Source organism: Acidimicrobiia bacterium, from assembly GCA_035471805.1.
Taxonomy (GTDB): Bacteria; Actinomycetota; Acidimicrobiia; order Spongiisociales; family JAHEDJ01; genus JAHEDJ01.
Genome location: DATIPS010000049.1, coordinates 14244 through 33049, shown reverse-complemented (window position 1 = coordinate 33049; position 18806 = coordinate 14244). Strand labels below are relative to the sequence as shown.

Here is an 18806-nt window from a genome sequence, read left to right as displayed (position 1 = left end):
TCCAGACCGGGGTTCGGGGGGTCAACCTAACAGCGGGTCCGTGATGTGACCAGGAAATATATGGCAGGAACACGGGAGATTTTCGCGACTTCTGCCCCGCAGGCGGCAGGCAGCAGGCAATCGGCAGCCCATGAATCCGACCACGGCTTCAACCAGGATCCAACTGCCGATCGCTCAAGCCAATGGGCTACTGCTTTCTCTCCACCTCGAGAAACAAGCCGTCGATGCCGGCAACGACGACCTCGTCGCCTTCGGATATCCCGGCCTCGCGATGGGCGGTGGCCGCCCAGTGAGCGCCGTCGACTTCGACTCTGCCCTCAGGCGCAAAGCCGGTGAGCGCCCTGCCCGACCGGCCGATCAGGTACTCCCTGCCCATGGTCGGCGTTGAGAACCGGGCTCGAGCCACTGTGGGCATTGCGAACTGGTAGAACAGCCAGACCCCCATGACGGCGAACAGGACACCCCAGAAGTTGGCGGTTATCTGCGAACCGCCGTTGGTGAAGGTCAGACCCCCGGCGAGGAGCACAATCGCGCCGAGGGCACTCAAGGCCCTGAATCGCCCGCGCTGGTAGTCGACGGTGAACAACCACATCCCGGCCGGGACGAGCAGGAGTCCCCACCAGCGCAGCGGCAAGCTGACCAGGCCGTAGCCTGCCATGAGCAGTGATGCGGCCGCCACGGCGGCGGCCAGGCCGGGGCCGATCGCATAGAACTCGAAAGCCGCCACGGCGAGACCGGCGACGAGGAAGAAGAAGGCGGCCTCCGGCGCCAGGGCTGTGCGGGCCGTGCGGGTCAGGACGCCCGGCTGCCTGAAGCGCACCGGAGCGGTGGTACTGACCGTTTCACCATCGACCTCCACGTCGTGAATCGTGGTGAGCACGATCGTTTCGCCGGCTACCACGAAGCCGACACCGTCCAGTGCTGCCACCGCCTGCCGATCGGCCGGAGGAGTGGCATCGATGATGCCGGGCACGGGTGCCGTGACCTCTACGACATCGGACAGCAACTCGATGTCCTCGCTTCCGATCCCGGAGTGGATCTCTGTGCCGCGGTTGGTTCCGGCTACTCGGGGACTGATGTGGCCGATCTCAGATCCGACCGCGGCCAGCCGCACAGGCGCCGCCAGGACCATCTGCAGCGCCCCTCCGTATGCGCGGGCAGGGGCCGGCCCTACCCACGTGGCGATGGGAAGAGGCGCGGCCTGGATGAGCTCGATCAACTCATCGATCTTGTCCGACACTGCCCCCGGAGAATCGACCTGAATGATCACGGCGAGCGATCCGTCTGCCGCCGAGGCGGATATCTCGTCCATGACGTACTCGATGCCGAGTCCGTCGAGAGGCCCTTTGACTTCGATGATGTCGACGGGAGCTTCGCGCTCAGAGGCAAAGGCGGGCATGGCGACGAGCGCTACGAACAACGCGGAGAGAGCTGAGAGACGACGAAGCATGCGTCGATGGTACCTGTTACCCGGTATGCATCGGACTCGCATTTGATCGATCCCGAATGAGTGGCCGGCACGATCAGAGTTGACCTACTCAACTACGCCGAGTCCCCCGGCGCGGCTAACCTCTCAATCATGTCAAAAGTGCTGCTCGTAGCGGACGCATCCTGGGTTCGAAACCAGGTAGCCGCCGCTCTCAGCGATTCAGAAATCGAAGTGCGCGAGATCACGGATCCGCGCACCGCCGTGAACGAAGTGATCGGCTTCGAACCGGATGTGATCATCATCGACATGCAGATCGGGAGCATGGGCGGTATGGCCGTCGCCAGGGCCGTTCGAGAGACCGAGTACGAATCGCATCTCGCGGACATACCCATCGTTCTCCTGCTTGATCGGGCCGCCGACGCATTCCTCGCGAAGAGAGCCTCTGCTCACGCCTGGCTGACGAAACCCATCACAGCTCAGGATCTCCGGGCCACGCTGGACCGGGTGCAGGGCGTCGGGGCCGTCCGCTGACGGTCGGTCGGGGCTCGACCCCGATGTGACGCCATGTCTACGATCATCCTGCTGTCTGTTCTGGCGCTGTGTGTGACCGCCTCCGGATTCCTTTCCGGCTCGGAGACGGCCCTGATCGCCATTCCCCGCGAGCGAGTGCATCAACTCGACGACGGAAGCCGGAGGGGACGATTCCTAGCCCGCTTGACGAGCGATCCCGAGCGGACACTCGGCACGTTGCTGGTCGCCAACAACTTCGTAAACATCCTCGGTGCGTCGGTGGCGACGGCGATCGCCATTCAGCTCATCGCCTCCAATTTCGGTGAGGAAGCCGGAGTCGGCTGGGGTCCCTGGGCATCGACGCTCCTGTTCACCGCCCTGATCCTCATCGTCGGTGAAATCACACCGAAGACTCTCGCGGCCCGCTACCCGGATCAGTTCTCCCTGGCGGTGGCACGCCCCATCTGGTTTCTGACCCGCACGATCTCACCCATCACCCGGATCTTCGTGGGGATCGGTCGACTGATTCTCCGCCTCTTCGGGGCCACCGACGTCAGGGTGAGCCCGATCACCGAAGAGGACATCAAGGCAATGGCCAAGCTCGGAGAGGCGGCCGGCGAGATCGATGCGGCCGAACGCGAGCTGATCGATTCGGTGTTCAGCCTTTCGGACCGCCCGGTGAGGGACGTCATGACCCCGAGAGTCGACATCGTTCCCCTCTCGACCCCGCTCACGACGGCAGGCATCCGATCGGCCGTCGTGCGCACCGGACACTCACGTTATCCGGTGATCGACGACGAAGGGAACCTGGATCAGATTCTCGGCATCTTCTACGCCAAAGACCTGTTGAGATCTGCCGACAACCTTCCCCCGCAGAGGCTGATCCGCCTCCTGCGCGAGCCGCACTACGTGCCCGAGAGCACTCCGGTCCTCGACGTTTTCCAGCAGATGCGCGTCCGCCGCCTCGGGTTCGCGGTGGTACTCGACGAACACGGAGGTGTGGACGGCATCGTGACGATCAAGGACCTGGTGGCAGAGTTGGTTGGGGAACTCCAGGACGAATACGACCCCGGCATACCCGCAGCAGTGCAAATCGACCGTCGGACGTGGCTGACAGACGGTCGGATGCCGGTGGAGGACCTCGCAGACGTCATCTCCGTGGAACTGCCGTCCGGCCCGTACGCGACGATAGGAGGACTGTTCCTGTTCTTGTCCGGCAACATCCCCACTGAAGGCTCGACGGCAGAGTTGGAGGGGATCCGGTTCACCGTCGATCGCATGGACAAGCTCAGAATCGATCGGATCCGGGTGGAGACCGGGTTTGAGACACCCGGAAGCGGGTATGATTCCCACCACGGGACGTAGCGCAGCTTGGCAGCGCGCAGCGTTCGGGACGCTGAGGTCGCGGGTTCAAATCCCGCCGTCCCGACTCAGAAACACCAGTTCAGGGCCGCCCTGCGGGGCGGCCTCTGGTTTGCGGGTCGACTCGATCCCACCGGCCGGGCAACCCCACGGCAGGCGTCCGACCCCCACACACGGCGGCGGAGTCCCACGAGCGCGCCTCCCCAGGTGCCCGCTGCCGTGTTGGTAGGGTACGACAGCCGATCCCGTTCGGTCCCCGGCGGTGAGACATGACTCTTGATCCCTATCCACTGATCCTCAACCCGATCCTCAAAGAGAAGGTCTGGGGTGGCCGCCGGCTCGCCGGATTCGGCAAGGACCTGCCGGCCGGGGCACGGATAGGCGAGAGCTGGGAGTTGGCGGACCTTGCGTCGACGAGCCCGACCGGCGGCGGCGGGGGCGAGGCCCGATCGGTGATCCTGAACGGCCCATGTGCCGGCGACACCCTCCACGAAGTCATGCAGCGGTGGCGGCGCAACCTGCTCGGAGACGTTCCACCCAGCGAGAGCGGCGGGTTTCCTCTCCTCGTGAAGTACCTGGATGCTCAGGAGCATCTCTCGGTTCAGGTTCATCCAACCGCCGAATACGTCGACGCCCACCCGGAAGCCTTCCTCAAGACGGAGAGCTGGTTCATTCTCGAGGCCGCTCCCGGTTCGGCAGTCTTCAAAGGAGTGCGGCCCGGAACGACACTGGAGGAGCTGACCGCAGTGGTCTCGGCGGGAGGGTCCCCGGTACACCTGCTCACCAGGACTCCCGTCACAGCCGGCGAACTTCACCACCTTCCGAGTGGCACCGTCCATGCACTGGGGGCCGGAGTTCTGGCGGCCGAGATCCAAACGCCCAGCGACACGACCTTCCGGTTCTACGACTGGGCAGAAGAGTACGGACGGTCGGATCGGCTGCTTCACCCGGCCGAAGCCCTCGCCAACGCCGGCCTCGAGCCGCCTCCACCGGCGACCAGGTTGGCTCCCGGCTCGCATCGCGGACGCCTGGTCGAGACCGACCACTACACGATCGAGCTCTTGCTGCTGGATTCCGGCTACAAGGAAGCCTCATTGTCTGCCGGATGCCACGTTCTCATGGTCGAATCGGGACCGGTCGGTTTCACCTACCCGGGCGGGGACGGCGTGCTCGAGAGCGGCGTCACCTGTGTCATTCCGGCCGCCATCGCGGCCGGCACCCGCCTGTCTGCTCCCGGACCGGCCTCGCTTCTACTCGTGAGACTCGAAACGAAATAACCGGCGCGTTGGGCGAAACACACCCGGCGGTGAGAGGTACCGTGGTTCCGATGCAACTGAACGCAGAGAGGCAGGCGGGGAGGCGTCGCCTTCTCTGGTCCGTCTTGCTGGTTGCGGCGCTGGTCTCGAGCGGATGCCGGAGTACCCCCACCGATTCGCAGCCTGCATCACCTTCCTCCAACGGGTTCGACGTCCAGGGCCATCGAGGCGCACGGGGCCTGCAGCCGGAGAACACCCTCCCGGCCTTCGAGACGGCACTGGATATCGGTGTGACGACACTCGAACTCGATCTGCACTACACCGCGGACGGGCAGATCGTCATCTGGCACGATCCGGTGGTCGAGTCCGACAAGTGCGGGTTGCGGGCGGGTGCCCCTGCGACGGTCCCCGATCCCGACGACCCCGGATCACAGGCGGATCGGGCGATCGCCCGGCTGACGGCTGATCAGATCAACTGGTTCAAGTGCGACAGGAACCCGGACCCGGAGGGACAGCCCGATCAGCTGGCCGTGGCGACGGAACTCGCCGGGAACGACTTCCGGATCGTGACCCTGATCGAACTGCTCGAGTTCGTCGATAGCTACGCGGGGTCGGACGACAAGACCGACTCACAACGAGAGAATGCAGCACGGGTCGGGTTCAACGTCGAGACGAAGCGGCGGCCCGACGACCCCTCGACGATCGCAGATGGATTCGATGGGGTCAACGCCGGACCGTTCGAGTTGGCACTGCTCGACCTGATGAATCGATTCGGCCTGGCGAGCCGCATCGTCGTCCAGAGCTTCGACCATCGGTCCCTCTGGGCTGTGCATGCCGCTGATCCGACGGTCCCCCTGGCCGCGCTCACCTCGACCGGTTCGGTCGACCTGCCCGGCCTTGCGGCCGGCGGGGCGTCGATCTGGTCACCGCGAGCATCGACGCTGACCGCCCCGCGCATCGCGGAGGCTCATGAGGCCGGACTCCGGGTCATCCCGTGGACCGTGAACGATCCGGGTGACATGGCCACATTCATCGCGCTGGGAGTGGACGGGATCATCACCGACAGGCCCGATCTACTGATGGAACAGGTCGGCGAGCAGTAGGACCCGACGGTCACGGGCTCAGATCCCCATCCGCCCGGTGCGCTACGATCCTGCCCGGTATCGGTCGGGAACCGGGTGACAGTGGAGATCGCATGGAGATCACAGAGTTTCAGCGCATGATGGAACGCACCTACGGTGACCGCGATCGCGCCAGAGGGATCCCCGCCTCGGTCGCCTGGTTGACCGAAGAGGTGGGTGAACTCGCCCAGTCGCTTCGCAAGGGCGACCCGGATCAGCAGTCTCACGAGTTCGCCGACGTCCTCGCCTGGACGTTCTCGCTCGCCAACCAGGCGGGCATCGATATCGAAGGGGCGCTCGACCGGTACGCCCATGGGTGTCCGAAGTGCGGCTCTGTGCCGTGCAACTGTACGTGAGATAGCGCTCACCGGAACCGGGCGATTAGGCTCCCGGGGTGAAGAGTCGATTTCCATTTCTTTCCATAGTCGCGGCCGCCCTCATTGCCCTGATCGCTCTACCGGCCGTCGCCAACGACCTCGAATCCGCCGTCGCATCTGCAAGAGGCGGCTCCCTGCCGACCCTGAGCGAGGCGCAGTCACTCGCCGGCGCGTCGGCGAGCGCACAGGCTGCCGCGGGGAAACCGTTTCACTCGGACCTGAGCCCGATCATCGGAACCTGCGACTCTGCAGGAGAAGTCGTCGGCATGGGCCCCAACATCGAGATGATCTTTCAGGAGTTCGCCAGGAGCGGAGTGCACTGGTCGGTGATCACGTCATCGAAGTGGACTTCGATCGGGGCGGCCCAAAAGCGCGGCAGCGACGGCTACCTCTACGTTTCCGTGATCTTCTGTCAAGGGGATGCTCCTCCCCCATCACCGGTGCCGACAACGACGACGACCCACGCTCCTGCCGGCATCACCCAACCCGCATCTCATTCGATTCGAGCTTCCTTGAAGATCGTCCCGTTCGACCGTGAACTCTGCCCGCTGATCACGGGGGAGGAAGACGCGGTCGACATGGGCGGCACCTTCTGCATCATCTGAGAGAGGTATTGGGTTTTTGGGGTTTTAGGTTTTAGGTGCCGGGTTGGATACCTACAACCAAAACCCAGAACCTACAACCGATCGGATGGGTCGCTTACGGCGACGATCTGACGCCGACTAGACCAGTAACTCTGCGATCTGGACTGCGTTGAGGGCTGCGCCCTTGCGCAGGTTGTCACCAACCGTCCAGATGTTGAGTCCGCCCCTGCCGTCGAGTGTCGGCCGGATACGTCCCACCAGCACATCATCGGTACCCGCCGCATCGAGCGGAGTAGGCACCCTGTCCAGCCACACCTGAACACCCGGTGCTTCGTCGATCAGCCGCACCGCTTCTTCCGGAGCCACCGGACGTTCAAACCACAGCGCAACGGACGTGCCGTGGCCCGTCACGACCGGCACGCGGACGCAGGTCGACTCTGCTTCGATCGCAGGCGCCTCGAGGATCTTGCGCGTCTCGTTCAGCAGTTTCAGCTCCTCGTCGGTGTATCCGTGCGGATCCGCACTACCTATCAACGGCAAGACGTTGAAGCCGATCGGGCGGGCGTAGACGTCGCCGCCCGGGTCCACCCAGGTTCCATCGTTGAGGGCCGCCTCGTCGGCTTGCAGAAGACGGATCTGGCGGGACAGTTCGTCTACACCGGTCTTGCCGGAGCCCGACACAGCCTGATACGACGAGGCGACCATCCGGACCAGCCCTGCGGCCCGGTGCAGAGGAGCCACTCCCATGAGCATCGTCATGGTCGTGCAGTTCGGATTGGCGATGATGCCCTCGTTGGCGCTCGCGGCGTGATCGTTGACTCCCGCTACAACCAGCGGAACACGTTCATCCATGCGGAACGCCGATGAGTTGTCGATCACCACCGCACCGGCGCCGGCGAAGGCGGGGGCGTACTCCCTGGACCGACCACCGCCGGCCGAAAAGAGAGCGATGTCGATTCCCGTCGGATCGGCGATGGACAGATCCTCGACCTCGACCTCTCCCCAGACCGTCTCTATCTTCTGTCCGGCCGAACGGGCGGAGGCCATCAGGCGCAGTCGCCCCACGGGGAAATCCCGTTCGGTCAGAATCGACAGCATGGCCCTGCCGACGGCACCGGTCGCCCCGACAATCGCAACGTTCTTGTCAGGCATCGGCTTGCGCTCCGGCCAGTTCGTCCTCGAACGCCTCGTGCAAGGTCCGGACCGCGTCCTCCACCCGATCCGACCGAACGACGCAGGAGATGCGGATGGTCGACGTGGAGATCATCTCGATGTTGATGTCCGCATTGCTCAACGCCCTGAAGACCTTGGCGGCCACACCCGGGTGCGATTTCATGCCGGCTCCGACGAGCGAGACCTTGGCGATGTCGTTGTCGATGTCGACTCCGGCCGCGCCGATCTCGGCTGCGACCTGCTCGGTGACGCCGAGAGCGACCGCCGACATGGCTCTCGGGACCGTGAAGCTGATGTCCGTCGAGCCGTCGATGGAAACGTTCTGAACGATCATGTCGATATTGATCTCAGCCTTCGCCATGGGCTCAAACAGACTGGCTGCAATACCCGGCCGATCCGGAACTCCATGAACCGTTACTTTCGCCTCCGACTTGTCGTGAGCGATTCCGCTGATGATGGCTTGTTCCATGGTCTTCTCCTTGACCCAGGTACCCGGCGCGTCGCTGAACGAAGACCGCACGTGGATAGGGATGTTGAAACGACGTCCGAACTCCACCGAGCGCGCCATGAGCACGCCGGCGCCGGTGGCGGCGAGTTCGAGCATCTCTTCGGTTGAGATTTCGTCGAGTTTCCTGGCGTTGGGAACGATTCTCGGGTCGGCCGTGAAGACGCCGTCGACATCTGTACAGATCTCACAAACGTCCGCCCCGAAAGCAGCCGCCAGAGCAACTGCCGAGGCATCCGAGCCTCCCCGTCCGAGTGTTGTGATCTCCTTGGTTCGGGGCGACACCCCCTGGAAACCGGCGACGATGACGACCTTGCCCTCATCGAGTGACTCCTGGACTCGGAATCCGCGAATCTCCTCGATCTTGGCTTCGCCGTGTGCTTCGCTGGTCAGGATGCCGGCCTGGGAACCGGTGAAGCTCACGGCTTCGAGACCTTCGGCATGGATGGCCATGGCCAGCAAGGCCATGGAGATGCGCTCACCGGCGGTGAGCAGCATGTCCATCTCGCGGGCCGGCGGACTGGTGTTCACCTGATCGGCCAGCGCAATCAGGTCGTCGGTGGTCGAACCCATCGCGGAGACCACCACGATCACCTGGTTGCCTGCGCGGCGGGTGGCGGCGATCCGATGTGCAACTTGTTTGAGGCGGCTTGCATCGGCCACCGAGGTGCCGCCGTACTTCTGAACGATCAAGGCCATCCGGCCACTCCTGATTAATGTCGAAGAACGAGTGTAACGGTGGCGGAAACCTCTTCAGACGCGCCTATAGTTCCCGCCCGTGAGCCACGAAAAACGCGAACGACAAAAAGTGAACCGCCAGAAGCGTCTCGAAGCAGAGCGCAAAGCAGCTCGAGCCAAAGCACTGCGCCGCCGGATCACTCAAGTCGTCATATTGTTCGTGATCGTCGTCATAGTCCTCGGTGTCAACTCGCTGCTGAGCGGAAACGACGACGCGACCGCTGATACCTCGACGAGTACAACCATCCCGGCCTCGACGAGCACGACCGACTCGACTTCGACGAGTACCACCGCTACCACGGCAGCCGCCGGCCCCGACGTGCAGATACCGTCGGGTTACGACGACTACCGGACGCTGCCGGTCGCCTGCGGCGGGACTTTGCCCGATCCGGTCGAGCCGATGACCTTCGACGCCCCGGAGGATCAAGGCATAGATCCCTCCGATCGGGTAGTCGCGACCATCGTCACGTCGTGCGGTGACATCGTTCTGGAGCTCGATCCGGCAGCCGCGCCCGAGACCGTCAACTCGTTCGTGTTCCTGGCCCGTCAGGGCTATTTCACAGGACAGGCTTTCCATCGCATCGTCGAAGGATTCATGCTGCAGGGCGGCGACCCGACGGCGACCGGAACCGGCAACCCCGGCTACCTGCTGCCCGATGAGCTGGCGTCTGCCGTGTCTCCCTACCCGAAGGGAACACTGGCAATGGCGAACAGCGGGGCGCCGGGCAGTGCCGGTAGCCAGTTCTTCATCATGTTCGAGGATTACCCGCTCGGCCCCAGCTACTCCGTGTTCGGCAGGACCGTCGACTCCGACGCCACCATGGACGCCATCGAGGCCCTCCCCAAGGAGTTCCGCGGAGGCGAGCAGAGCGTGCCCATGGAGGGCTTGTTCATCGAGCGGGTCGATGTTGAGGTCACGCCGTAGCAGGTGGCAGGTAGCAGCCTGACTATCTGAGTTCGGTCCCCCGGACCTTCGCATCCCGGAACGAGAACGCGAAATCCGCCTGTCTCTCTCGCCCGTGGCCGGAGAATGGGCGGCCCTCGGAGCACGGGGAGCTATCCGGCCAGAGCCGCCATTTCCCAGCCTCTCACCGAGTTGAGGCGCGCGATCGAGCCGGCAGAACGAAGCTCACCGGTGGTGATCACCCGCTCGCGAAGCTTCCCCTCCTCGAGTAGTTCGGCCCGATACGTTCCCGGCAGGCACCCGCTCGACACGGGCGGCGTCCACCAGATTCCGTCCACCAGCACGGCCAGGTTCCCGATCGTCGTTTCGGTGACCTGTCCTGACTCATTCCACAACACGACGTCGTCTGCTCCGGGATGCCGGGCCGCCGCCTCGTTGTACACGCGCCGTCCGGTTGTCTTGTGGTAGAGGAGCGGGTCCCGGCGGTCGATCGGCCGGTCGTCCACCGCCAGCCTGACCCCGGTATCCGCAGCCGGCAGGGCTGCAACATCGATCGAGATCGACCCCGTACGGTCGACTACGAGGCGCAGGACGGAAGGGGCGTCCAAACCGGCGACCGCCCGCTGGAGGTCCGTCAAGACCTTCTCTCGATCGAGGGGGATGTCGAAGTACCAGCCCGAGTCCACCAGGCGATCCAGGTGCCGGTCGAGAAGCCAGAATCCGGACGCCGGCTCCCACCGCATCGTCTCCAGAAGGCGGAAGTCGGCAGTGCGTCGTGCCAGAACCTCTGCTTTGAGCAATGCCTCTCGATACTCGCCCTCGGCGGTTGAATCGATCGTGACGCCGCCCCCGGTCCCGTAATGCGCCACCCCGCGCCGGCGATCCAGCACGACCGTACGGATTGCGACGTTGAACGCCCACTCAGGACGGCCCGTTGGCCCGGGACCGCCGAATCCGATGGTGCCGCAATAGACCCCGCGCGGGTGTCCCTCGAGTGCGCTGATGATCTCCATCGTGGCGACCTTTGGTGCGCCGGTTATCGACGCGCTCGGGAACAGTGCTTCGAAGACCGACCGCAGCGAGGTGCCCGGAGTTGTTCGCGCCGTCACGGTGGAGGTGAGTTGCCAGACCGTGTCGTACTTCTCGGCGCTGAACAGGACCGGAGTGTCGACAGAGCCGACTACCGCCACCCGGCCGAGGTCGTTGCGAACCATGTCGACGATCATCACGTTCTCGGCCCGGTCCTTCTCGGACGCCAGCAATGCGAGGCGCTGCTCCTCGTCCTCCGCAGTGAGCAATCCGCGCCGCACGGTGCCCTTCATGGGGCGGCAGACGATCCGCTCATCGCTCCACTCGAAGAACAACTCGGGCGAGGCCGACGCAATCTGCCATCGCCCGGTGTCGATATATGACCCGTATCCGCACGTTTGCGCGGCGATCAGGTCGAGGTAGAACGATCGAGCGCCGCCGGTGAAGGGGGTCGAGAGGCCGAAGGTCAGATTGACCTGATATGTATCGCCCTGCCGGATGTGCTCCAGGATTCGATGGACCGACGAACGGTGGTCGGATTCGCTGACGGCGGCACTCCAGCTGCCGAGGGAATAGCTCTCGGCATTCGAGTCGTCGGCCGGTCGGCGGTCGGGGAACACGGCAAACCACGCCGCCGGGAGCTCGTCGAAGGCGGTGCCCGCCGAGGGCTCAACACGGAGTGCAGGATCGAGACCGGGCGCCGCCTCATAGGAAACGAAACCGGCCACCCAGCGTCCGCCCGCCACCGCCTGCTCGGCCGCATCGAGCACACCGGCTACCTCGCGTGCCGACTTCGCTATGAGAATCTGCGCCTCGCCGGACATCGTGAACGACCGCCGGCTATGCGGTCGCAGATCGTCGAAGCGGATGTAGGGTGTGTGACCGGTGGTCGTCTGTGCCTCCCTAGTGGGAATGGTATCCCGTCATGATGGCCGGAACGAGTGCCTCGTGTCGCTACTCTGCCCGGCGGATATGCCCGTCGACCTCCACACCCACAGCCGGTTTTCCGATGGGTCGGACTCGCCCACAGCGCTCATCGAGAAGGCCCGTTCCGCCGGGCTGTCCGCGCTGGCGCTGACCGATCACGACACCCAGGATGGCATAGAGGAGGCGCGCTCCGCAGGTGCCCGGCTCGGCCTCGACGTCGTCCCCGGCATCGAGATCTCGTGTGAGTGGGCACCGGGGACCTTGCACATGGTCGTGTTGTTCCTCGAACCGGGGGAAGGCCCGCTCCAGGACCGATTGGCCCGTATCCGGGGGGCCCGGGCGACCCGGAACGACCGCATCGTCGAGAAGCTCAACGGTCTCGGGATCGATATCACGAATGAAGAGGTGGCGGAGGAGGCGGGCACCGGCGTAACCGGCAGGCCGCACATCGCCGCCGTGCTGATCCGCAAGGGGGTGGCGGAGGACATGCGCGCCGCATTCGATGACTACCTGGGCAACGGGCGGCCGGCCTATGTGCCTCGCGAGCGCCTCACCCCTGAGGATTCCATCGAACTAGCCCTGCGGTCACGAGCGCTGCCGATTCTCTCCCATCCGTACACGATGGGCCTCGAGTCCGAAGCCCAGTTTCGTGAAGCGTTCGGCTACCTTGCCGGCCTGGGGCTGGCCGGCATCGACTGCTACTACCCCGAATACTCCCCCGACGAACGAGAGGCACTGGCCGCGGTGACGAGATCCTTCGGAATGATCCCTTCTGGGGGTTCCGACTACCACGGGACCTACAAAGAGGGCCTTCAGCTGGGCACCGGCTGGGGTGATCTTGTCGTCGCCGACGAAGTGCTCGAGGAACTGAGCGCGGCTCGGGCCGCGCTGCCGTCATGAGCCGGCGAACGACCATCGGCAAGGCGGCGTTGCTCGTCTCCGGCGGGATCGTGCTCTCTCGCATCCTGGGCCTGCTGCGCGATCTCCTCATCGCCAACCTCCTCGGCGCAACGGCGGCCGGGGACATCTATTTCGCCGCCTTCTTCATTCCCGATCTGCTGTTCTATCTCATGGCAGGCGGGTACATGACGATCACTTTCATTCCGATCCTCTCCCGCTACTTCGTCGACGACGACGAGGACGGCGCCTGGCGATCGTTTGCTGCAGTGGTCCGTCCGGTTGTGGTGGTGATGACGGCACTCACCGTCGCCACGATCGTCTTCGCCCGACCGCTGGTTGAGTTGCTGTTCGTCGGACTCTCAGACTGGCTGCCCGTGTCCGATGCAGCCAAACGCCTATCCGACGTGCAGCTCGATGAGGTGGCCGCACTGACGAGGGTCGTTGCTCCGGCTCAGTTGTTCTTCCTCGTCGGCTCGCTGTTGATGGCCGTCCAGTACGCCCGCAGACGGTTCCTGATCCCCGCGCTGGCCCCACTCGTCTACAACCTGAGCATCATCGCCGGAGGTCTCATCAGTTGGGCCATCGGGAAACCTTCGCCGGCGGGGTTCGTCTACGGAGCCCTGGCCGGAGCCATCCTCGGTAACTTCGCCCTTCAGGTCGTCGGGGCGAAACGGGCCGGCCTGCGCTGGATGCCGGGCACGCGCTGGCGGCATCCGTCTCTCTGGGAGTACGCCGTGCTGGCGCTCCCCCTGATGCTCGGGCAGTCGATCGCCGTGCTCGACGAGCAGTTCGTGCGGATATTCGGCCAATGGGCCGGCGAAGGTTCGATCACCCAACTCGGTCTGGCTCGAAGGCTCAACATGTTGCCGGTCGGCATGATCGCCCAGGCGGCCGGCGTAGCAGCCTATCCGTTCCTGGCGAGCCTCTTCGCAGAGGGCCGTCATGCGGAGTTGGCGGCGACTCTGCGCAAGGCGCTCCAGTACACGGTCTTCGTGGGCGCTGCGGCGACCGCGGCTGTTCTCGCCGCTTCGCAACCTGCCGTCCGGCTGGTCTTCGAGCGCGGAGAGTTCACGAACGCGGCGACAATCGGAACTGCGGCGGCCCTCGTTCCCTACGCGTTCAGCATCCCGGTCTGGGGAGCCCACCAGCTGTACGCCCGCGGCTTCTACGCCCGCCGGGAGATGTGGGTGCCGGTGATCACCGGAACCATCGGCACGGCCGCCGGAGTATGGCTCTACATATGGCTTTTCGACGTGATGGGGACTCCCGGCATGGCATTGGCCAGCACTCTCGCCATGACGCTCTATACCCTGATGATGGCCTCGGTCTGGTACCGGAGAACGGGCGGCGGTGAGCTTCAACCTCTGCTCGCCTCAATAGGTCGCAGCGCGGTGGCGGCCGGTCTGGCGGCGGCCGCAGGCTGGTGGGCGGTATCGTCCGTCACCGGAGATATCGCCTTGTCAGGCTTCTGGCGGTCACTGGCCGCACTGGCGGTGGGCGCCCTCGTAGTCGGAACAGTGTTCCTGGGTTCCGCACGAGCGATGCGCGCGCCGGAACTGGAGGGTTTGCGGCGCGGCCGAGGAGCATCGGCGCCACTCGATTGATCGGCCATTGGTCCACCGGCCCGGGACGGCGGAACCCGAACACCCGGAACCCGAAATGCGGAACCGGTGCCCGGCAGGGCTCCCCCTACCGGATCTGGCCGTCGGCGATTCCGTGGGGGCTCAGAGAAGTGGATGTGTGCCTGGCAGGTTTCACGACCCGTCGCCGGCTCGACCGCACCCAGGCCGTCGGAACGTTGCGGGGGGCGATCATCGCCTGTGATGCGGCCTCTTCCTCGAGAAGTAGCTGAACGGCAGCCAGGATGGCAGCCGCCTCCTGGGGTCCGACGCCGCCGCGCACCCGGATCTCGCTATTCATCAGTCTCGACCAGTTCGATGAGGGTCCCGGCCAGTTCCTTCGGATGGACGAAGGCGATCTTGGCTCCCCTCCCACCGATACGGGGGGATTCGTCCACGAGACGGATCCCTTCGCTCCTCAAATGGTCGAGAGCGTCCTCGATCGAGGCCACCGCGTAGGCGACATGGTGAAGACCCGGCCCGTTCCTGGCAAGAAAACGCCCCACCGGAGAGTCCGCGCGGAGCGGTCGAATGAGCTGCACGAACGACCCGCCGAGCGGGATCATTGCTTCCTCGACACCTTGTTCCTCGACGACCTCGCGGAAGAGTGGCTCCACCTCGTACTGACGCCTGTACTCGGCGATCGCCTGGTCGAGGTCCGGCACGGCAATTGCAACATGATCGAGATTGATTAGCTTCACTGGGACTGAGACTACCGGGGAGGACGCCGGGTTACCCGGGTAGTCTCGTCGCAGGAGGTGACCAGTAATGGGTGCAGTTATCACAGGGATCGCCCGAACGGCGATCGGCAAGTTCTCGGGGAGCCTCGCAGCACTGCGTGCCGTTGATCTCGGCGCGAGAGCCATTGAGGGTGCGCTGGAGCGCTCGGGCCTGGAAGCCAACAAGGTGGACGAGGTCATCTTCGGACAGGTCCTCCAGGCAGGAGAGGGTCAGATAACTTCGCGGGTCGCCGCCACCCGGGCGGGCATCCCGATGACCGTTCCGGCGATCACGATCAACAAGGTATGCCTTTCCGGACTCGCGGCCATCGGCCATGCCGATCGGTCGATCCGCCTCGGCGAGTCGTCGTTTGTCGTGGCGGGCGGCATGGAGTCGATGACGAACGCACCTCACGTGCTGCGCGAGCTACGCGCCGGCAGTCGCCTGGGCGATGCAACTCTCGTCGATGTGATGCTGCACGACGGTCTCTTCTGCGCTTTCGACCAGTGCACCATGGGCGAGAGTTCGGACATGAAGAACCGGCAGCTCGGCATCAGCCGGGAAGAACAGGACGAATGGTCGGCGGCGAGCCACGCACGCACGATCGCAGCCGCCGAGAACGGCGCTTTCGCGGACGAGATCGTCCCCATCTCGATCCGGCAACGCAAGGGTGACCCCGTGGTCTTCGACACCGACGAGGGTGTACGAGCCGGCACGACCGCCGAGTCGCTCGGTCGTCTGCGACCGGCCTTCATCGAAGAGGGAACCATCACAGCCGGGAACGCCTCTCAGATCTCCGACGGAGGCGCAGCGGTCGTTGCTGCCGACCGCAGGGCCGCGGAGGCCGCCGGCCTGCCGATCCTCGCGGAAGTGATCGCCTACGGACAGATAGGAGGACGGGACGCCACGCTGCACGAGCGACCGGCAGAAGCGCTGCAAGTGGCGCTCAAGAAGGCCGGAATGGAGGCGTCCGACCTCGATCTGGTCGAGATCAACGAAGCGTTCGCCGCCGTTTCGCTGTGGTCGGCCAGGATGCTCGACATCCCCCACGAGAAGGTGAACGTCAACGGCGGTGCAGTCGCGATGGGTCACCCGATCGGGGCAACCGGAGCCCGCCTGGTCGTCACGCTGATCAACGCCCTGCGCCGGCGCGGAGGCGGCATCGGCGCGGCGACCCTGTGCGGCGGCGGAGGTCAGGGCGACGCCTTGATCGTGAAGGTGGCATGAAGTGATCGAGACACCGGACCGCAATCTGGCCTTCGATCTGGCTCATGTGACGGAAACCGCCGCCATGGCTGCCGCTCGCTGGCAAGGCAGGGGTGACAAAGAGGGCGTCGACCGCGCCGCGGTCGATGCGATGCGTGCGATCCTCGCCTCCATCGACATTGACGGCGTCGTCGTCATCGGCGAGGGCGAGAAGGACGAGGCCCCGATGCTCTTCAACGGCGAGCGGGTGGGCAACGGCAACGGGCCGGAGGTGGATATCGCCGTCGATCCGATCGACGGGACCACTTTGTCGGCTCAGGGCATGCCGGGTGCCCTTGCAGTGATCGCAATGGCAGAACGCGGGTCTATGTACTCACCGGGCTCCGTGGTCTACATGGACAAGATCGCGGTTGGGCCGGCGGCCGCCGGCAAGATCGATCTCGACGCTCCGGTAGAGCACAACCTGCACGTGGTCGCCGATGCGAGGGGAAAGGACATCAACGACCTGACTGCCATAATTCTCGACCGGCCGCGCAACGCCAAGTACATCGACGCCGTGCGCAGGGTCGGCGGACGAATCCGCCTCATCAGGGACGGCGACATCTCGGGCGCGATCTCCGCAGCCGACGAGGCGACGGGAATCGATATCTTGCTCGGTGTCGGCGGCTCCCCGGAAGCCGTCATTGCCGCCGCCGCGTTGACATGCATGGGCGGCGAGATACAGGCGCGCCTCTGGCCGCGCGACGACTCTGAGCGGCAGTACGCACTGGACAACGGCCTCGATCTCGACACCGTGCTCACCCAGAGAGATCTGGTCCGGTCGAACAATGTCTTCTTTGCAGCCACCGGAGTCACGACCGGGGAGTTTCTGCAGGGAGTGGAGTTCTTCGGCGACGGAGCCCGCACCCACTCGGTCGTCATGCGCTCGAAAACCGGGTCCGTCCGATCGATGCACGCCCGCCACGATTTCACCCGCCTGCGCAAGATCAGCGCCCTGGTGTACGACTGAGACGCAGAAGTTCCGGGTTCAAGGTTCTGAGTTCTAGGTCTTGGGTTCCAGCTTCTGTAATCGAGTCGTGGTCCGGTAGGCCAATCATCTGGTGGGGCAGAACCCATGATCTGGAACCGCCGCATGTTCGAGTTGGCCGTGAGCCTGCGAGAATGTGTTCATGAACCGCCGATTGATCATGACCCTTGCCGGTCTCGCGCTCTTTGCCTCGGCTTGTGGGGGAGACGGGAGCGCGGACACCATCGCCACCCTCGAGGACACCACGACAACGGTCGCTCCGGCAACCACCGAGGCGACCAGTCTCTCGCAAATGAGCGAGGAACAGGCCCTCAAACTCACGCAGTGCATGCGCGATCAAGGCCTCGATTTTCCTGATCCGACGGTCGACGCCGACGGAAACCTCTCGATGGACGATCTGGACATGACGACGTTTGGCTCGACGCCCGAGGAGATCCGCGCCAACATCGAAGCCGCATTGGATGCTTGTTCCGAGTTCCTGGAAGGTGTCCAGTTCGGAGGCGGACAGCTTCCCGACCTCGTCGAGTTGCAGGACACGTTCCTCGAGTTCGCTACCTGCATGCGCGACAACGGCTACGACATGCCGGATCCCGATTTCTCGGGAGACGGGTTCGGCGGCCTGTTCGAGATGGGCGAGAACATAGATCCGAACGATCCGGCCTTCCAGGCTGCCATGGCGCAGTGTCAGCCGATCTTCACGCGTTTCCAGCCCTGAGGCGCAAACACATTCGAGGCGCAGGCGGATCGAGTCAGCTTGTGATCCCGGCCAGGGCCAGCGCCTCGATGAGCGAGCCGGCCACCGGGTGACCCGAGGCTTCGAGCTTCTCGCGCGGGTGGGATCCGCTGGCGTAGAGGACACATCTGATTCCGAGTCCCTCGGCGGCATCGGCGTCATCGAGAGCGTCTCCGATCATGACCACCGTCTTCGGGTCGATTCGGCCGCCGAGCTTGGGGGCGACGTGCTCCAGATGTTTCACGAGACTGCCGTACTTCCGCTCGCCGCGCCCCCCTCGCAAGCCGTCAACGGCCAGGAGCCTGTCCGCAATGCCGTGTTCGTCGAGAGCAGCGAGCAGTTCGTTGTGCGGGAACATCGAGAGCAGCGACTGGGTCCACCCGGCCGCTTCGACCCGGTCCATCGCTTCCAGAGCATCGGGGGCCAGTTCGGCGCCGGCCAGCGCCTCCCGGTAGGCGTCGTGAAAAGTGATGTCCAGCCGCTCCCACTCTTCGTCGCCGACCGGACGGCCGAGAAGGTGCTCGTAGAAGAGCACGACCGGGCGGGTGTATCCGGCCCGGTAACCGTCGGCATCGATCGGGCCGACGCCCACCGACGCGAGGGCGGCGTTGACGGACAGAACGACCTGCTGGAGGTCGTTCAGGAGGGTCCCGTTCCAGTCCCAGACAACGTGCTGCATGAGTCCG

The 18806-nt window shown here is 64.7% G+C and carries 19 protein-coding genes and 1 tRNA gene; 13 read left to right on the top strand and 7 right to left on the bottom strand.

The features are described from left to right. Positions 1–187: 187 nt before the first annotated feature. Positions 188–1450 carry an NfeD family protein gene (locus VLT15_09625; protein ID HSR45475.1) on the bottom strand — a complete coding sequence of 421 codons (1263 nt, stop codon included), beginning with the start codon at positions 1448–1450 and terminating at the stop codon, positions 188–190. Positions 1451–1579: 129 nt separating this feature from the next. On the opposite strand from VLT15_09625, the gene VLT15_09620 reads away from it, so the two are divergent. From VLT15_09620 to VLT15_09590, 7 genes are all read left to right on the top strand, one after another. Next, complete coding sequence (locus tag VLT15_09620; GenBank protein ID HSR45474.1) at positions 1580–1960, top strand: response regulator; 381 nt, start codon at positions 1580–1582, stop codon at positions 1958–1960. Positions 1961–1993: 33 nt separating this feature from the next. Next, complete coding sequence (locus VLT15_09615) at positions 1994–3304, top strand: hemolysin family protein (protein HSR45473.1); 1311 nt, start codon at positions 1994–1996, stop codon at positions 3302–3304. Continuing rightward, positions 3295–3368 (top strand) — tRNA-Pro (locus VLT15_09610). The genes VLT15_09615 and VLT15_09610 overlap by 10 nt, the downstream gene beginning before the upstream one ends. Positions 3369–3570: 202 nt before the next feature. Then, a complete protein-coding gene (locus VLT15_09605) occupies positions 3571–4578 on the top strand; it encodes a type I phosphomannose isomerase catalytic subunit (GenBank protein ID HSR45472.1) in 1008 nt (335 codons plus the stop codon). 50 nt (positions 4579–4628) lie between these two features. Next, positions 4629–5660 carry a glycerophosphodiester phosphodiesterase family protein gene (locus tag VLT15_09600; protein HSR45471.1) on the top strand — a complete coding sequence of 344 codons (1032 nt, stop codon included), beginning with the start codon at positions 4629–4631 and terminating at the stop codon, positions 5658–5660. Positions 5661–5752: 92 nt separating this feature from the next. After that, entirely contained in the window at positions 5753–6034 is a 282-nt protein-coding gene (locus VLT15_09595) for a MazG nucleotide pyrophosphohydrolase domain-containing protein (GenBank protein HSR45470.1), read from the top strand. Positions 6035–6072: 38 nt separating this feature from the next. Then, positions 6073–6660: a hypothetical protein gene (locus tag VLT15_09590; GenBank protein HSR45469.1), complete on the top strand. Its 588-nt coding sequence runs from the start codon at positions 6073–6075 to the stop codon at positions 6658–6660. A gap of 117 nt (positions 6661–6777) precedes the next feature. Here the strand turns inward: VLT15_09590 and VLT15_09585 are convergent, their stop codons facing one another. Then, entirely contained in the window at positions 6778–7791 is a 1014-nt protein-coding gene (locus tag VLT15_09585; protein ID HSR45468.1) for an aspartate-semialdehyde dehydrogenase, read from the bottom strand. After that, entirely contained in the window at positions 7784–9016 is a 1233-nt protein-coding gene (locus VLT15_09580) for an aspartate kinase (protein HSR45467.1), read from the bottom strand. Before VLT15_09580 ends, VLT15_09585 begins: the two co-directional genes overlap by 8 nt. Positions 9017–9095: 79 nt before the next feature. On the opposite strand from VLT15_09580, the gene VLT15_09575 reads away from it, so the two are divergent. After that, complete coding sequence (locus VLT15_09575) at positions 9096–9980, top strand: peptidylprolyl isomerase (GenBank protein HSR45466.1); 885 nt, start codon at positions 9096–9098, stop codon at positions 9978–9980. A 131-nt stretch (positions 9981–10111) separates the two neighbouring features. Here the strand turns inward: VLT15_09575 and VLT15_09570 are convergent, their stop codons facing one another. After that, positions 10112–11812 carry a chorismate-binding protein gene (locus tag VLT15_09570; GenBank protein ID HSR45465.1) on the bottom strand — a complete coding sequence of 567 codons (1701 nt, stop codon included), beginning with the start codon at positions 11810–11812 and terminating at the stop codon, positions 10112–10114. A 124-nt stretch (positions 11813–11936) separates the two neighbouring features. Between VLT15_09570 and VLT15_09565 the strand changes: the two genes are divergently transcribed. Together VLT15_09565 and murJ are read left to right on the top strand one after the other, a co-directional pair. After that, positions 11937–12815: a PHP domain-containing protein gene (locus tag VLT15_09565; protein ID HSR45464.1), complete on the top strand. Its 879-nt coding sequence runs from the start codon at positions 11937–11939 to the stop codon at positions 12813–12815. Further along, on the top strand, positions 12812–14419 hold the full coding sequence (gene murJ / locus VLT15_09560) for a murein biosynthesis integral membrane protein MurJ (protein HSR45463.1): 1608 nt from the start codon (positions 12812–12814) through the stop codon (positions 14417–14419). Before VLT15_09565 ends, murJ begins: the two co-directional genes overlap by 4 nt. Before the next feature lie 85 nt (positions 14420–14504). Here murJ and VLT15_09555 read toward each other — a convergent pair whose 3' ends face one another. Next, on the bottom strand, positions 14505–14735 hold the full coding sequence (locus VLT15_09555; GenBank protein ID HSR45462.1) for a hypothetical protein: 231 nt from the start codon (positions 14733–14735) through the stop codon (positions 14505–14507). Further along, positions 14728–15135: a methylmalonyl-CoA epimerase gene (mce, locus tag VLT15_09550; GenBank protein ID HSR45461.1), complete on the bottom strand. Its 408-nt coding sequence runs from the start codon at positions 15133–15135 to the stop codon at positions 14728–14730. Before mce ends, VLT15_09555 begins: the two co-directional genes overlap by 8 nt. A 67-nt stretch (positions 15136–15202) precedes the next feature. Between mce and VLT15_09545 the strand changes: the two genes are divergently transcribed. The 3 genes from VLT15_09545 (at position 15203) to VLT15_09535 (ending at position 18102) form a co-directional block, all read left to right on the top strand. Then, positions 15203–16381, top strand: coding sequence for an acetyl-CoA C-acetyltransferase (locus VLT15_09545; GenBank protein HSR45460.1), 1179 nt, complete (start codon positions 15203–15205; stop codon positions 16379–16381). Between the two features lies 1 nt (position 16382). Next, complete coding sequence (glpX, locus tag VLT15_09540; protein ID HSR45459.1) at positions 16383–17369, top strand: class II fructose-bisphosphatase; 987 nt, start codon at positions 16383–16385, stop codon at positions 17367–17369. Between the two features lie 160 nt (positions 17370–17529). Continuing rightward, on the top strand, positions 17530–18102 hold the full coding sequence (locus tag VLT15_09535) for a hypothetical protein (protein ID HSR45458.1): 573 nt from the start codon (positions 17530–17532) through the stop codon (positions 18100–18102). A 34-nt stretch (positions 18103–18136) separates the two neighbouring features. Here the strand turns inward: VLT15_09535 and VLT15_09530 are convergent, their stop codons facing one another. Further along, positions 18137–18799: an HAD family hydrolase gene (locus tag VLT15_09530; GenBank protein HSR45457.1), complete on the bottom strand. Its 663-nt coding sequence runs from the start codon at positions 18797–18799 to the stop codon at positions 18137–18139. Positions 18800–18806 lie beyond the last annotated feature (7 nt).